We start from the raw sequence: 16,290 nt of genomic DNA, 5'->3' as shown, positions 1-16,290 counted from the left end.
CTCCTCCTTCAGACCTGTCCGAGTTCGTGGTCGACGAGCGCGAAGAGCTGGTCGTCGCTCGCCTCCTCCAGGTCGGGGCCGGGCTCGCCCGATCCGGCGAGGCGGGCGGTCAGGGCGTCGAGCCGCGCGACGATCCGGTCGCGGAGCGCGCCGTCCGCCGGGGGATCGCCGAGCGCGCGTTCCAGCTGTTCCAGTTCGCGCAGGGCGGGCGGGGCGTCCTCGTGCGGGGCGACGCCGAGTTCGGCGCGCAGGTGCTCGGCGAGCGCGGCCGGGGTGGGGTGGTCGAAGACGGCGGTGGCGGCGAGCCGCACGCCCGTCGTCTCGGCGAGCCGGTTGCGCATCCGCACGGCGGCCAGCGAGTCGAAGCCGGTGTCCTTGAACGCCTGGTCAGCCCGCACGGGCTCCCCGGCGGGGCGCCCGAGGACGTCCGACGCGGTGGCGCGCACCAGCTCGACCAGCTCGCGGAGCCGGTCGGGTTCGGAGAGCCGGGCGAGGCGGTCGGCCAGTCCTTCCTCGGACGGCTCGGCCGCAGTGGCGGTGGCGCGCGGCGCCGTCGCCCGCACCAGGCCGCGCAGCAGCGCCGGGAGCGTGCCCTCGTCCGCGCGGTCGCGGAGCGCCGCGTGGTCGAGCCGGGTGGGGACGAGCACCGCCTCGGCGTCGGCGCGCAACGCCAGGTCCAGCAGCGCCAGCGCCTCCGACGACGACAGCGCCACCTGGAGTCCCTTGGCGAGCCGGTCGCGGCCCGCGTCGCCGAGGTGGCCGGTGAGGCCGGACGCCTCGTCCCACAGGCCCCAGGCCAGGGAGACGGCGGGCAGCCCTTCGGCACGTCGTGCCTCGGCCAGCCCGTCGAGGAACCCGTTCGCCGCCGCGTAGTTGCCCTGGCCCGGGTTGCCGAAGATCCCGGCGCCGGAGGAGAACAGGACGAACGCCGCCAGGTCCAGGTCGCGGGTCAGCTCGTGCAGGTGCCAGGCCGCGTCCGCCTTGGGACGGAACACCGCGTCCACCCGTTCGGGGGTCAGCGATGTCAGGACGCCGTCGTCCAGCACGCCTGCCGTGTGCACAACGGCCGTCAGCGGGTGTTCGGCCGGTATCTCCGCCAGCAGGCGCGCGAGGGCGTCCCGGTCGGAGACGTCCGCCGCGACCACGCGCACCCGGGCCCCGGCCTCGCGCAGCTCGTCCGCCAGCTCGTCGGCGCCGGGAGCGGCCGGGCCCCGGCGGCTGGCCAGCACCAGTTCGCGGACGCCGTGGACGGTGGCCAGGTGCCGCGCGACCAGCCCGCCCAGCGTCCCCGTGCCGCCGGTGACCAGGACCGTGCCGTCCGGGTCGAGCGCGGGCCCGGCCCCGGTGGCCGCCGCCCGCACCAGCCGGGGCGCGTGCAGCTCCCCGGAGCGTACGGCGAGCTCCGGCTCGTCCGACGCGTGCGCGGCGGGCAGCAGCGCACGCGCGGCGTCCGGGTCGTCGGTCTCCACGAGCGTGACCGGTGCCGGGTCCTCCAGGCGGGCCGTGCGGATCAGGCCCCGCACGGCCGAGCCGGCGGGCCCGGTGCGGGTGAGGACGACCTTCGGGGGCCCGTCGGCGATCCCGCGCAGCGCCCGTCCGACCAGGGCGCGGGCCGCCTCGGGCGGCGCGCCGCCGGGCAGGCCGGTGAGGTCGAGGACGTCCCCGGGCGCGAGCGGCGCGGCGTCCGGGGCCGCCGATACGGACGTCCAGGCGATCCGGTGGAGGGCGTCGGCGGCGGGTGCGGCGGCCGTGCGCAGCACCAGCGAACCGATCCCGGCGACCGGACGTCCCGTCCGGTCGGTGATCGCGAACGAGACCGCGTCGTCGCCCACCCGCGTCGCGTGGACGCGGAGCGCCGTGGCGCCGGACGCGTGAAACACGATGTCGTTCCACGCGAACGGGAGGAGGGGCCTGCCGTCGGCGGAGCGCGGCGCCGCGCCCAGGTTCGCGGACTGGAGCGCCGCGTCCAGCAGGGCGGGATGCAGGACGAGGCCGTCCGCGGCGACGCCCTCGGGCAGTTCCACCTCCGCGAACACCTCGCCGTCGCGGGCCCACGCGGTGCGCAGGCCCCGGAACGCCGGTCCGTATTCGTATCCGCGCTCGGCCAGGTCCTCGTAGAAGGAGGCGAGGTCGACGGGCTCGGCTCCGCTGGGCGGCCACGCCACCGGCGCGGGGGCGGGGCTGTCGGCCGCCGCCCGGCCGGTGGCGTGCCGCGTCCAGGGGGCGTCCGGTTCGGGACGCGCGTGGACGTTCAGCGGGCGCCTTCCGGCGGCGTCCTCGGCGCCGATGGAGACCGAGACCTCCACCGTGCCCTTCTCGGGGATCGCCAGCGGCGCCTCGATGACCAGGTCGTCGAGTGCCGTGGCGCCGGTCTCCCGCGCGGCTTGCAGCGCCAGCTCGGCGAAGGCCGCGCCCGGCAGCAGGACGCGCCCCGCCACGGCGTGGTCGGCCAGCCAGGGCCGGGCGCCGAGGGAGAGGCGTCCCCCGGCGAGCACTCCGCCGGTCTCCGGGTCGGGCGTGACCGTCTCCAGGAGGGCCCCGGACGGCTCGATCCAGTAGCGGCGGCGCTGGAACGCATAGGTCGGGAGCCGCACCGGCCGGGGCGCCGGGGTGTGCAGCGCCGACCAGTCGGCGGGGACGCCGCGCACCTGGAGTTCGCCGAGCGACAGCAGGAAGCGCCGCAGGTCGCCGTCGTCGCGGCGGAGGGAGCCGACGACAGCGGCTGGACGGTCGTCCAGGATCTCCTGGACGCTCGCCGACAGCACCGGATGCGCGCTCACCTCGACGAACGCGCGGAAGCCCTCTTCGGCAAGGGTTTCGACGGCGTCGGCGAACCGGACGGTCCGGCGCAGATTCCGGTACCAATAGCGGCCGTCGAGCGTGGTCGTGTCGAGCCATCGACCCTCGACGGTGGAGAAGAACGGCACCCGCGACTGCTGCGGCGTGAGGCCGTCGAGCAGGGTCGCCAGTTCGTCCTCGATCGACTCGACGTGCGAGCTGTGCGAGGCGTAATCAACCGGAACCCGGCGCACCCGGACACCGTCGGCCTCACAGGCTGCGACCAACTCGTCCAGCGCGCTCGGGTCACCCGAGACGACCACCGACGACGGGCCGTTGACCGCCGCGACCTCCAGGCTTCCGGTCAGCCGCGCGGTCACCTGCTCCAGCGGGAGCGCGACCGACACCATGCCGCCCCGGCCCGCCAGGCCGCGCGCGATGGCCTGGCTCCGCAGCGCCACCACGCGCGCCGCGTCCTCCAACGACAGCGCCCCGGAGATGTGCGCGGCGGCTATCTCACCTTGCGAATGCCCAACCACGGCGTCGGGACGGACGCCGAATGACTCCCACAGCCGCGCCAGCGCCACCATCACGGCGAACGACGCGGGCTGGACGACGTCCACGCGGTCCAGGGGGTCGTTCAGGGACCAGGTGACGTAGGGTTCCAGGGCCCGTGCCGCCTCGGCCAGCGCGTCGGCGAAGACCGGGGACGACTCGGCGAGGGCGCGGCCCATTCCCACCCACTGGGCGCCCTGCCCGGGGAACACGAAGACCGTCCGGCCGGTGACGTCCGCCGTCCCGGTGACCAGGGCCGGGGACGGTTCGCCCTGCGCCAGCGCGACGAGCGCCTCCGCCGCCTCGCCCCGGTCGGCCGCGACCACAACAGCGCGGCGGTCCAAGGCGGCCCGCGTGGTGGCCAGCGCGTGCCCGATCTCCGCGGCCGCCGGTGCCTCGTCCTGCCTGGCGAACGACGCGAGCCGGGCCGCCTGCGCCCGCAGCGCCTCCGGCCCGCGCGCCGACACCGGCCACACCGTCACCGCCGGTCCCGCGTCGTCGGCGACGGCGTCCGGCCCGGCGACCGGCGCCGCCTCCTCTATGATCACGTGGGCGTTGGTGCCGGACACGCCGAACGACGACACGCCCGCCCGGCGCGGACGATCGCCTTCGGGCCAGTCGCGCGCCTCGTCCAGCAGCCGGACGTTCCCCGACGACCAGTCGATCCGCGACGACGGGGGCTCCACGTGCAGAGTCTTGGGCAGGACGCCGTTCCGCAGCGCCTGCACCATCTTGATCACACCGGCCGCGCCCGCCGCCGCCTGCGTGTGGCCGAGGTTCGACTTGACCGACCCGAGCCACAGCGGACGGTCGTCCGGGCGGTCCTGGCCGTAGGTCGCCAGCAGCGCCTGCGCCTCGATCGGATCGCCCAACCTCGTGCCCGTCCCGTGCCCCTCGACGGCATCGACGTCCGCGCCGGTCAGACCGGCGTTGGCCAGCGCCTGACGGATCACCCGCTCCTGCGACGGACCGTTCGGCGCGGTCAACCCATTCGACGCACCGTCCTGGTTCACCGCCGAACCCCGCACCACCGCCAGCACCTCATGCCCGTTGCGGCGCGCATCCGACAGGCGCTCCAGCACCAGCACCCCGACGCCCTCCGACATGCCGAAGCCGTCGGCGTCCTCGCCGAACGCCTTGCAGCGCCCGTCGGCGGCCAGCCCGCGCTGACGGCTGAAACCGACCACGCCCTCAAGCGTGGACATGACCGACACACCGCCCGCCAGCGCCAGCGACGATTCGCCCGACCGCAGCGACTGCGCCGCAAGGTGCAGCGCCACCAGCGACGACGAGCACGCCGTGTCCACCGTCACCGCCGGACCCTCCAGCCCCAGCGTGTAGGCGACCCGGCCGGTCAGCACGCTCGCGGCGTTGCCGATGATGAGGTAGCCCTCGTCCACATGGTCGCGGGCGCCGCCGGTCCCGTAGTCCTGGCCGTGCGTCCCGACGAAGACGCCGGTGGGCGTTCCGCGCAGGGACGCGGGGTCGACGCCCGCGCGCTCCAGCGCCTCCCACGACACCTCCAGCAGCAGCCGCTGCTGCGGGTCCATGGCCAGCGCCTCGCGCGGGTTGATCCCGAAGAAGTCGGCGTCGAAGTCGGCGACGCCGCTCAGGAAGCCACCGCCCCGGACGTAGGTCCGGCCGGGCGCGTCGGGATCGGGGTCGTGGACGCCGTCGAGGTCCCAGCCGCGGTCCGCCGGGAAGCCGGTGATCGCGTCGCCGCCGGACGTCACGAACCGCCACAGGTCCTCGGCCGAGTCCACGTCGCCGGGGAACCGGCACGCCATAGCCACGATCGCGACGTCGTCCGTGGCCGCGACGGCCGAGGCCGGGGCCGCGGGACGGGCCTCCTCGGTCCCGGACAGCGCGGTCCGCAGGTGCGCGGCCAGCCGTTCCGCGGTGGGGTGGTCGAAGACCAGCGTCGCGGGCAGGCGGAGCCCGGTGGCCTCGGCGAGCCGGTTGCGCAGCTCGACCGCCGTGAGCGAGTCGAGGCCGAGGTCGCGGAACGCGCGGCCCGGCTCGACGGCGTCGGCGCCGGAGTGCCCGAGCACGGCCGCCGCCGCGCCCCGGACGACGTCGAGCAGATCCGCGGGGCCCGTGGCCTCCGGGACACTCTCCGCCCGCCGGGCCCGGACAGGCGCCAAGGCGCGCAGCAGTGGCGGCACCTCGCCGCCCGCGCGGACGGCCGCGAGGTCCAGCCGGATCGGCACGAGCGCCGCGCGGTCGCTTTCCAGCGCGGCGTCGAACAGCGCGAGGCCCTGCTCGGCGGTAAGCGGACGCGTCCCGGCGCGCGCCATCCGGGCCAGGTCGGTGTCGGAGAGCCGTCCGCCCATGCCCTCGGCCCCGCCCCACAGCCCCCACGCGAGGGAGATCGCGGGCAGGCCCTGGTCCCGCCGGTGGCGGGCGAGCGCGTCGAGGAAGGCGTTGCCGGCCGCGTAGTTGCCCTGCCCCGGGCTGCCGAACACGGCCGACGCCGAGGAGTACAGGACGAACGCGGCGAGGTCGAGGTCGCGGGTCAGCTCGTGGAGGTTCCAGGCGCCGTCCACCTTGGGCGCCAGTGCGGCGTGCCAGGCGTCCGGGCCGAGCGAGGCCAGCACGCCGTCGGCGACGACCCCGGCCGTGTGGACGACGCCGGTGAGCCGGTCCGCGACCTGCCCGACCACCTCGGCGAGGGCGTCCCGGTCCGCCACGTCGGCGGCGACCGACCGCACCCGCGCGCCGTGCGCGGACAGCTCCGTGACCCACTCCTCCGGCGCGCCGGTCCGCGACAGCAGGACCAGTTCCGCGACGCCGTGCGCCTGGACGAGGTGCCGGGCGACGAGGCGTCCGAGTCCGCCCGTCGCGCCGGTGAGCAGCACGGTTCCACCGGCGAGCCGCGAGCGCTCCGGCGGCGGGGGCAGCGGCGCCCGCGTCAGCCGCGCCACCAGGACCTCCCCCTCCCGCACCGTCAGTTGGGGTTCCTCGGTGAGCAGCGGCAGCGCGGCGGCGACCGCCGCGTCGACCGGGTCGGCGGTGACCAGCGACGCGAACCGGCCGGGATGCTCCGACTGCGCGCTGCGGACCAGGCCGCGCACCGCCTCGTGCGCGAGGTCGTCCGGCCGGGTGACGACCAGGAGGCGGGCCGAGGCGGCGCGCGGATCGTCCGGCCACTCGCGCAGGACGCGCAGGACGTCGAGCCCCAGCGCGCGGACGCGCTCGGCGAGCGGCAGCCCGGCGTCGCCGTCCCCGACCCGGTGCACGACGACCTCCGGTACGGCGCGCACCGCTCTGTCCGCTTCGCCGACCGGAACCCACGCCACTTCGAACATCCGGCCGCGCGCCCCGCCCGAGGTGAGGCGCCTCGGGTCGAGCGGGCGCAGCGTGAGCGACTCGACGTCGGCCACCGGCGCCCCTGACGGGTCCGCCGCGCTGATGGACACGGCGTCGGGCCCGATCGCGGTCAGATGCACGCGCAGCGTCCGCGCGCCGGTCGCGTGCAGGCGCACGCCGGACCACGAGAACGCCAGACGCGGCCGGTCGGGGTCGGGCAGCAGCCGCGCGGCGGCGATCGGGTGCAGGGCCGCGTCGAGCAGCGCGGGGTGGAGCCCGTAGCCGTCGGGGTCGGCGTCCTCCGGCAGCCGGAGCTCGACCCACGCCTCCCCGTCGCCCGCCCAGGCGGCCCGGACCGCGCGGAAGGCGGGGCCGTAGTCGACGGTGAGGTCGTCGTAGAAGCCGTCCAGGTCGAGCGGGCGCGCGTCGGCGGGCGGCGGCCAGGGGACGCCCGTGCCCGGACGGGTGTCGTCGGTCAGCGTCGCGGTCGCGTTCTCGGTCCACTCCGCGTCGGCGCCGTCGCGCGTGTGGACGCGGACCGAGCGTCCCTCGACGCGGAACTGGACGTCGAGCGCCCCGCCCTCGGGCAGCACGATCGGCGCGGACCCGGTCAGCTCGGCGACGGCGGGGGCGCCGCGCCGGTCGCCGATGTGGTGGAGGACGTCGAGCAGCGCGGTACCGGGCAGCAGCACGGCGCCGTCCACGCGGTGGTCGGCGAGCCAGCGGGGATCGCGCGCGGTGAGCCGTCCGGTGAGCACCGCGCCGTCCGACCCGGCGAGCGGGACGAGCGCGTCGAGCAGCGGGTGCCCGGCCGCCTCCGCCCCGGCGCCGGCGCCCCGGGCGGGTTCGAGCCAGTACCGTTCGCGCTGGAACGCGTAGGTCGGCAGCGCGACGGAACGCGGTTCGGCGGCCGCGAACACCGCCGACCAGTCGACCGGGACGCCGCGCACGTGCAGTTCGCCGAGCGAGAGCAGCAGGCGCCGGACGCCGCCGTCGTCGCGGCGCAGCGTCCCGACGACCACCGACGGCTCCGGCACGATCTCCGCGATCGCGGGCGCCAGCACGGGGTGCGCGCTGACCTCGACGAACGCGCGGAAGCCCTCCTCGGCGAGCGTCGTGACGGCGTCGGCGAACCGGACCGTCCGGCGCAGGTTCCGGTACCAGTAGCCGCCGTCGAGGGTCGTCGTGTCGAGCCATCGGCCCTCGACGGTGGAGAAGAACGGCACCGGCGACGGCTTCGGGGCGAGCCCGTCGAGCAGGGCGGCCAGCTCGTCCTCGATCGACTCGACGTGCGAGGTGTGCGAGGCGTAGTCGACCGGCACCCGCCGCACGCGGACGCCATCGGCTTCGCAGGCCGCGACCAGCTCGTCCAGGGCGCCGGGGTCTCCCGCGACGACGACCGAGGACGGGCCGTTGACGGCCGCGATCTCCAGGCCGGGGATCAGCCGGGCGGCGGCCTCCTCGACCGGGAGCGCCACCGACACCATCCCGCCCCGGCCGGACGGGCCGCGCGCGATCGCCTGGCTCCGCAGCGCCACCACGCGCGCCGCGTCCTCCAGCGACAGCGCCCCGGCCACGCACGCGGCGGCGATCTCGCCCTGGGAGTGCCCCACGACCGCGTCCGGCGTCACGCCGTGGGAGCGCCACACCTCTGCCAGCGCGACCATGACCGCGAAGGAGACGGGCTGCACGACGTCCACCCGGTCGAGGGGGCCGCGCAGCTCCTCGGTGAGCGACCAGTCCACATGGGCGGAGAGCGCGGCGGCGACCTCGGCCAGCCGGGCGGCGAAGACCGGGGACGCCTCCAGCAGCTCCACGCCCATCCCGGCCCACTGCGTGCCCTGGCCGGGGAACACGAACACCGTCCTGCCGTCCACGTCGGCGACGCCCGCCACGACGTCCTGCGCGGGGCTCCCGGCCGCGAGCGCGCCGAGCCCGGCGGCGGCCTCGTCCCGGCCGCCCGCCACGACGACCGCGCGGTGGTGGAGCGCGGCGCGCGTCGCGGCCAGGGAGGAGCCGACGTCGGCCAGCCGGGTCTCGGGGCGGGCGAGGACGTCGTCGCGCAGCAGTCCGGCCTGCGCGCGCAACGCGGTCGCCGCGCGGGCGGAGACCGGCAGGGCTACGACGTCAGGGTCGGGTGCGGAGGGGACGCCGGGGGACGCGGCGTCCGGCGCCTGCTCGATGATCACGTGGGCGTTGGTGCCGGACACGCCGAACGACGACACGCCCGCCCGGCGCGGACGGTCCACCTCGGGCCACTCGCGCGCCTCGTCCAGCAGCCGGACGCCGCCGGACGACCAGTCCACCTTCGAGGACGGCGCGTCCACGTGCAGCGTCTTGGGCAGCACGCCGTTGCGGAGTGCCTGCACCATCTTGATCACACCGGCGACGCCCGCCGCCGCCTGCGTGTGGCCGAGGTTCGACTTCAGCGACCCCAGCCAGAGCGGCTGGTCGTCCGGGCGGTCCTGGCCGTAGGTCGCCAGCAGCGCCTGCGCCTCGATCGGGTCGCCCAACCTCGTCCCGGTGCCATGGCCCTCGACGGCATCGACGTCCGCGCCGGTCAGACCGGCGTTCGCCAACGCCTGACGGATCACCCGCTCCTGCGACGGACCGTTCGGTGCAGTCAACCCATTCGACGCACCGTCCTGGTTCACCGCCGAACCCCGCACCACCGCCAAGACCTCGTGGCCGTTGCGGCGCGCGTCCGACAGGCGCTCCAGCACCAGCACCCCGACGCCCTCGGACCAGCCGGTTCCGTCGGCGGCCTCGGCGAACGCCTTGCAGCGGCCGTCGACGGCGAGCGCGCCCTGCCGGGTGAACTCGACGAACGACGTGGGACGGGCCATCACGGCCACTCCCCCGGCCAGCGCCAATGACGACTCGCCGGACCGCAGCGACTGCGCCGCCAGGTGCAACGCCACCAGCGACGACGAACACGCCGTGTCCACCGTCACCGCCGGACCCTCCAGCCCCAGCGTGTAGGCGACGCGGCCGGAGGCGACGCTGCCGGAGTTGCCGGTGCCCAGGTAGCCCTCCAGGTCGGCGGGCACGTCGCCGAGGTCGGTCGCGTAGTCGTGGTACATCAGACCGGAGAAGACGCCGACGTCGCGGCCGCGCAGCGACGCGGGATCGACCCCCGCGCGCTCCAGCGCCTCCCACGACACCTCCAGCAGCAGCCGCTGCTGCGGGTCCATGGCCAGCGCCTCGCGCGGGGAGACGCCGAAGAACGCCGCGTCGAAGTCCCCGGCGTCGTGGAGGAACCCGCCGCGCCGGGTGGCGGACCGCAGCGACTCCAGGTCCCAGCCCCGGTCGTCGGGGAACGCGGTGATCGCCTCCGCGCCCCCGGCGACGAGGCGCCACAGGCCGTCCGGGGAGGAGATCCCGCCCGGCAGGCGGCACGCCATGCCCACGATCGCGACCGGCTCGCCGGACGAGGCGTGCGGGACGGCCGCCGCCCCGGCGGTGTCCTCGCCGAGCAGCGCCGCCCGCAGGTACCGCGCCACGGCGAGCGGGGACGGGTGGTCGAAGGCGAGAGTGGCGGGCAGCGCCAGGCCTGACAGGCCGATGAGCCGGTCGCGCAGCGCGACCGCGGTCACCGACGTCAGCCCCAGGTCGCGGAAGGCCGCGTCGGCGGGGACGTCGCCGCCGTCCCCGAGCAGTCCGGCGACCTCCGCGCGGACGAGGTCCGTCAGCAGCCGGTCGCGGTCGCTCTCGCCGGGCAGGTCCAGGAGGCGGCGGCGCAGCCCGGCGGTCACGGCGCCGTCCGCCGCCACCGGGGCCGACGCGGGCGCCTCGACCAGGCCGCGCAGCGGTGCGGGCACCTCCTCGGCCCGCACCGCCGTGAGGTTCAGGCGGAACGCGGCGAGGCAGGTGTCGCCGGACGCGAGCGCCGCGTCGAGCATCGCCGTGCGCTCCTGCGCCGTGAGCCGCCCCGCGCCCGGCGGGAGCGGACGGCCGTCGGCGGGCCCCACGGCCAGCGACAACGCCGGGAGCCCTTCGGCGGCGCGGCGGCGGGCCAGCGCGTCGAAGGCGGTGGCGAGGACGGCCTCGTCCTCGCGTCCCACCGCCCCCAGCAGGCCGGTGATCGGGGAGAGCAGGACGAACGCGTCCAACTCCCAACCGGCGGCGAGTTCCGCGAGGCGCGCGGCGTCGTCCCGGCTACCGGACGCATGCACGACGGCGCCGATCGGGCCTTGCGCCGCGAGCGCCTCAGGGTCGAGATCGGTGACGGCGACCTCGACGCCCCGCTCCTCCAGTTCCGCGCGCAGGTCGGCCGTGCCGCGCTCGCCGACGAACAGCAGCTTCCGGACGCCGTAGGCCCCGGCCAGGTGGCGGGCGACGTCGGCGCCGAGGTCGCCGTCCGCGCCGGTGAGGAGTACGGGCCGTTCCGGGCCGAAGGGCGGCCGGGCACCGCCGTCCGCCGCCGTGGCGACGCGCGCGGCACGCGGCACCAGCAGCACGCCCTCCCGGACGGCCGCCTGCGACTCGCCCGCCGCCACCACCTCGGCGGCCAGCGGCTCGACGCCGGTGTCGGCGCCAAGGTCGAGGTCGGTGTCGAGCAGCGTGAACCGGCCCGGGTACTCGGCCTGGACGCAGCGCACCACGCCCCACACCGCCGCCTGCCCGGCGTCGAGGCCGCCGCCCGTGCCGTCCACGCCGACGGCGTCGCGCGTCACGACGACCCGGTGGGCGCCCGCGTTCCCCTCGTCGTCCGCCCACGCCCTCAACCGGGCGGCCAGTCCGGCCGCGTCCGCCGCCAGGACCACCTCGGGCGCGGCGTCGCCCGACCCGGCCCGGCCGGGGACGGAGGGCAGCGGTATCCAGTCGAGCCGGAACAGCGTGTCGTGGCGGCCCGCGCCGGACGCCCGCAGCCGCGCCGGACGCTCCAGCAGGACGCGGCGCGTGACCTTCCCCGAGGCCGTGCGCGGGACCTCGTCGATCTCGTAGAGCTCCTCCGGCACCTTGAAGTAGGCGAGGCGCTCCCGGCAGGCGGCGAGCAGCGCCTCCGGGTCCAGGCCGTCCGGGCCCGGCACCACGAAGGCCACCGGGACCTCGCCGAGCACCTCGTGCGAGCGCCCGGCGACCGCGACGTCGGCCACCCCGGGCTGATCCCGCAGGACCTCCTCCACCTCTCCCGGGTGGATGTTCTCGCCGCCCCGGATGATCAGTTCCTTGATCCGGCCGGTGATCGTGAAGTAGCCGGCCGCGTCCCGCCTGGCCAGGTCGCCGGTGCGGTACCAGCCGTCGCGGAACGCGGCGGCGGTGGCCTCGGGCTGGTTGTGGTAGCCGACCATCACGCTCGGGCCGCGGACCCAGACCTCGCCCTCCTCGCCCGCCCCGGCGTCCACACCGGTCTCGGGGTCCACCAGCCGGACGCCGAGGCCCGGCACGGGCAGGCCGCACGACCCCTCGACGCGGGCGCCGGTCGGCCAGTTGATCGTGATGGACCCGCAGGTCTCGGTGCTGCCGTAGGCGTCCAGCAGCGGCGCGCCGAACGCCTCCTCGAACTCCCGGCGCAGCGCGGCCGTCGTGACCGCGCCGCCGACCAGGCACATCCGCAGGTGCGGGGCCCGGAACCCGTCCTCGCGCGCGGCGCGGACGAGATGGTGGTACATCGTCGGGACGCCCGCCAGGAACGTGGCGCCGTCCTCGCGCAGCGCGCCGAGCACCTCGGCCGCGCTGAAGCCGTCCAGGACGCGCGCGGTCGCGCCGACCGCCGTGACGCCCAGCACGCACGCGATGTGGGAGAGGCTGTGGAACAGCGGCAGCGGCCACAGGACGCGGTCGTCGGCGGTCAGCCCCGGCACCGGGGCGTAGCAGGCCGCGACCGACCACAGGCAGTTGCGCTGGGTCGACACGACCCCCTTCGGCTTCCCCGTGGTGCCGGAGGTGTAGAGCATCCAGGTCGGCTCGTCCAGGCCGAGGTCGTCGCGGGCGGGCGTGACGGGCTCGGTCCCGGCCAGGGTCTCGAAGGAGAGCGCCCCGGGCGGGGCGTCGCCCACGACCACGACCGTGATGTCCGGCCGCGCCTCCAGCACGCGGCCCAGCGGCGCGCCCGGCGCGGCGTGCGCGGCCTCGGTGATCACCAGCCGGGCGCCGCTGTCGTCGAGCAGGTGCGCCAGCTCGGCCTCGGTGAGGCGCGGGTTCACCGGGACGCCGACCGCGCCCGCCCGGACCAGCGCCAGATAGCCCTCGACCATCTCGACCCGGTTGCCGAGCAGGAGCGCCGCGCGGTCGCCGGGCTGCAACCGGCGCTCGGCCAGATGGCCCGCGAGGCGGCGCGTCCGCGTTTCCAGTTCCGCATAACCGACGGCCCGCCGCGCGTCCCGGAAGGCGATCTTCCGGGGAGCGCGGCGGGCGTGTTCGGTCAGCAATTCGGGCAGCGGCCGAATCAGCTCCGTTCGCAGCATCCCGGCGCATCCCCCAAAGAGAGTGGGTCCTGAACGAAATGGCGTCCGCGAATGGTCGCGGGCCAGTGCGGTCCAGTCTCTTCAAAGAATGCTCGGGGCAATCCCCTAACCGTCCCCCTAAGGGTCCTTACGGGCGAGCGGGCCCGGGGCGGGAACGGGGTCGAGGGGCGGGCCCAGCAGGTCGAGCAGATCGGCGGGGCGGCGCAGCACCGCGTCCGGGCGCTCGGCCAGCAGCGGCTCGGGGTCGCCCTCGCCCCACAGCGCGGCGACCGCCGCGACCCCGGCGCCCCGGGCGCTGCGCAGGTCGGTGACGGCGTCACCGACCATCACGGCCTCCGCCGCGCGGACGCCGAGCAGGCCGAGGGCGTGCTCGACGATGTCGGGCGCCGGTTTGGGGCGCGGCACCTCGTCCGAGCCGATGATGTGCGCGAAGTGCCCGGCGATGCCGAGCCGGGCCAGCAGCGACCGCGCCCGCGGCCCGCTCTTGCCGGTCGCGACGGCGAGCCCGAGCCCGCGCCGGCCCAGCTCCGCCAGCAGGGGCTCGACCCCGTCGAAGACCGTGACCTCGCCCGCGAGCCGGTAGCTCTCCCGGACGAACGGCTCCTCGATCTCCAGCGGCAGGCCCATGATCCGCATGATGTCGGGGAAGTAGCGGCCGAGGTGCTTGCTGTACTCCTCGAACGGCGCGGGGCCGTCGCCCATCACCTCGGCGTAGGCGGTGCGGAACGCGCGGCGCATCACCTCGAAGCTGTCGACGATCACGCCGTCGAGGTCGAAGACGACCGCGCGCGTCACGCCACAGGGCAGCTCACCGGCCATGCCCGGCCCCCGCCCCGGCCAGCTCGGGCGCCCGCCGCGCGGAGCGCGCCGAGTCGTACAGCCGCTCGATCGCCGCGATCATCTCGCGGGCCCGGCCGATCGCGGCCCCGCCGCGCGCCGGGTCGGCGAGCAGGCCGGGCAGCTCGTCGAGCTGGCGGGAGTACTCGGCGCCCACCGGTTCCCTCGGCACCGGGACGGCCCTGGTGACGCCGCGTCCGGTGCGCAGCAGCGTGGAGGACTCCTGCCGGTTCGTGCTGAACCCGAACGTGCAGCGCAGCGTGGCGGTCCCGGCGCCGCCCTCGACGGTGATCGCGGTGACGTCGCGGGCCTCGTGCGAGGCCCAGCTCGTCCGCAGCGCCACCGAGACGCCCTGGTCGGTCACCAGGAAGCCGCGCGCGGTGTCCTCGACGTCGCCTGCCGCGAGGGGGGCCGAGGCGCCGTCGCCGGTCTCCTTCCAGCGCGCCCGGCGTGTGTGGTCGTTGACGAAGTCGGCGGAGACCGTGCCGACGACCTGGTCGAAGATCACCGGGCCGAGCAGCGGCTCGACGGTGTCGAGCAGGTGCCAGCCGAGGTCGAGGAGCGCGCCGCCGCCCGCCTGCTCGCGCCGCACGAACCAGCCGCCCGCCGCGGGCACGCCGTGCGCGCGCACCCAGGACAGGTCCACGTGCCGGATCGGGCCCAGTTCGGCCGCCAGCCCCAGCAGGGCCTGGACGTCGGCGCGGTACCGGGCGGCGCTCCCGGCCAGCAGCACCGCGCCGCCCGCCCGCTCGGCCGCCGCGAGCCGGTCGGCCTCGGCGACGCTCAGGCACACCGGCTTCTCGACGAAGGCCGGCACGCCCCTCGCCAGCAGCCGGGCCGCGACGGGGCTGTGCAGGTGGTTGGGGACGGCGACCACCGCGAGGTCGACCAGCGCCGGATCGAGGTCCTCGACCGAGGCGACCGCGACCGGCGCCCCCGCCGCCGCGCGCGCGTCCGGGTCGGGATCGACGACGGCGGCGACCGTGTACCGCTCGTGCTCGCGCAGCCGGGGCAGCCAGATCCGCCGTCCCGCCCAGCCGAGGCCGACCAGCGCGACCCTCAGGCGGGCGCTCATTTCGCCGCACCCGGCCGTGCCGTGGCGGCCGCGACGGCGTCGGCGACGATCTCGGCCACCTGATGGATCTGCTCCTCGGTGGCGAGCAGCGTGCGGTGGTGGAGCCAGATCCCGTCCTCCGACAGCGCGTCGGCGTTCGGGCAGCGCGCGGCCAGCTCGTCGACGGTCGCGTCGGGCGCGCCGGTCTCCCAGAACGCGTCGGTGCGGTAGATCGCGCGGAACACCACGAACGCGGGCAGCCCGCGTGACACGAGGTCGTCCACGAGCGCGTCGCGCCGCTCCCCCGCCAGCCCGGGGACGCGGAACATCGCCATGTAGTGCGGCACCCGGTCGGCGCGCGGGTCGCGCGCCTGCGGGACGACGCCCGGGATCTCCGCGAGCAGCCGGGCCAGCAGCGGCGCCCGCCGCTCCCGCGTGTCGGCCTGCTCGTCCACGCGGCTCAGCTGGGCGCGCAGGACGGCGGCGGAGAACTCGTTCAGGCGGAAGTTCGACCCCGAGGTCCGGTGCCGGTAGGTGCGGTCCTCGCGCGGCCTGCCGCAGCTGTGCCGCAGGAACGCCTCCTCGTAGGACGCCTGGTCGGGGAAGGTGACCGCGCCGCCCTCCCCGGCCGTCATCAGCTTGCCGTTCTGGAAGCTGTAGGCGGCGACCGAGCCGAACTCGCCCACCCGCCGGCCGTTCCAGCGGGCGCCCTGCGCGTGCGCCGCGTCCTGGAGGAGCGGGACGCCGCTGTCGGCCGACAGCTTGGCCAGCCCGTCCATGTCGGCGAGCTGCCCGGCCATGTGCACCGGCATGATCGCCCGGGTGCGCGGCCCGACGGCCTGCCCGGCGGCCGCGACGTCGATGCAGTAGGTGCCCGGGTCGACGTCCACCGGCACCGCCACCGCGCCGAGCCGCTGCGCCGCCTGCGAGGAGGAGATGAACGTGAACGCCGGCACCACGACCTCGTCGCCCTCGCCGACCCCGAGCACCTGGAGCGCCAGCTCCAGGGCGTGGGTCCCGTTCGTCACGGCGAGCGCGTGCCGGGCGCCCTCGTGCTCGGCGAACTCCCGCTCGAAGGCGTCGACCTCACCCCCGCCCATGCGCCACCATTGGCCCTGCTCCAGCGCGCGGAGCAGCCCCGCGCGTTCCCGCTCGTCATACTGCGGCCACTCCGGCAACCCGATATCACTCATCTGCGCCCGTCCTCCGCGAAATGCGTGCCCGAACCTGCGGCAAACCGTCCCTCAGCGGGGATTTCATCGGCACCGTACCCGGGATTCCGGCGTTTTTCATATCCCCTATCCACCCCCCTACATTTCCCTTGTCCGAGATTTCGCTGAACAATTG

General features: G+C 76.3%; 4 protein-coding genes. All 4 read right to left on the bottom strand.

The window, feature by feature from the left end:
- Nucleotides 1-8 precede the first annotated feature (8 nt).
- The gene (locus K2F47_RS09200) at nt 9-13,052 is read right to left on the bottom strand and encodes a type I polyketide synthase (protein ID WP_242902337.1); all 13,044 of its coding nucleotides are present in this window, start codon (nt 13,050-13,052) and stop codon (nt 9-11) included.
- Between the two features lie 117 nt (nt 13,053-13,169).
- The gene (locus tag K2F47_RS09195) at nt 13,170-13,871 is read right to left on the bottom strand and encodes an HAD-IA family hydrolase (protein ID WP_242902336.1); all 702 of its coding nucleotides are present in this window, start codon (nt 13,869-13,871) and stop codon (nt 13,170-13,172) included.
- A complete protein-coding gene (locus K2F47_RS09190) occupies nt 13,861-14,964 on the bottom strand; it encodes a Gfo/Idh/MocA family protein (protein ID WP_242902335.1) in 1,104 nt (367 codons plus the stop codon). The genes K2F47_RS09195 and K2F47_RS09190 overlap by 11 nt, the downstream gene beginning before the upstream one ends.
- Entirely contained in the window at nt 14,961-16,136 is a 1,176-nt protein-coding gene (locus tag K2F47_RS09185) for a DegT/DnrJ/EryC1/StrS family aminotransferase (RefSeq protein ID WP_242902334.1), read from the bottom strand. Before K2F47_RS09185 ends, K2F47_RS09190 begins: the two co-directional genes overlap by 4 nt.
- Nucleotides 16,137-16,290 lie beyond the last annotated feature (154 nt).

Source organism: Actinomadura terrae (genome assembly GCF_022751215.1).
In the GTDB taxonomy this organism is placed as follows: domain Bacteria; phylum Actinomycetota; class Actinomycetes; order Streptosporangiales; family Streptosporangiaceae; genus Spirillospora; species Spirillospora terrae.
This window is presented reverse-complemented; position numbering and strand designations above follow the sequence as displayed.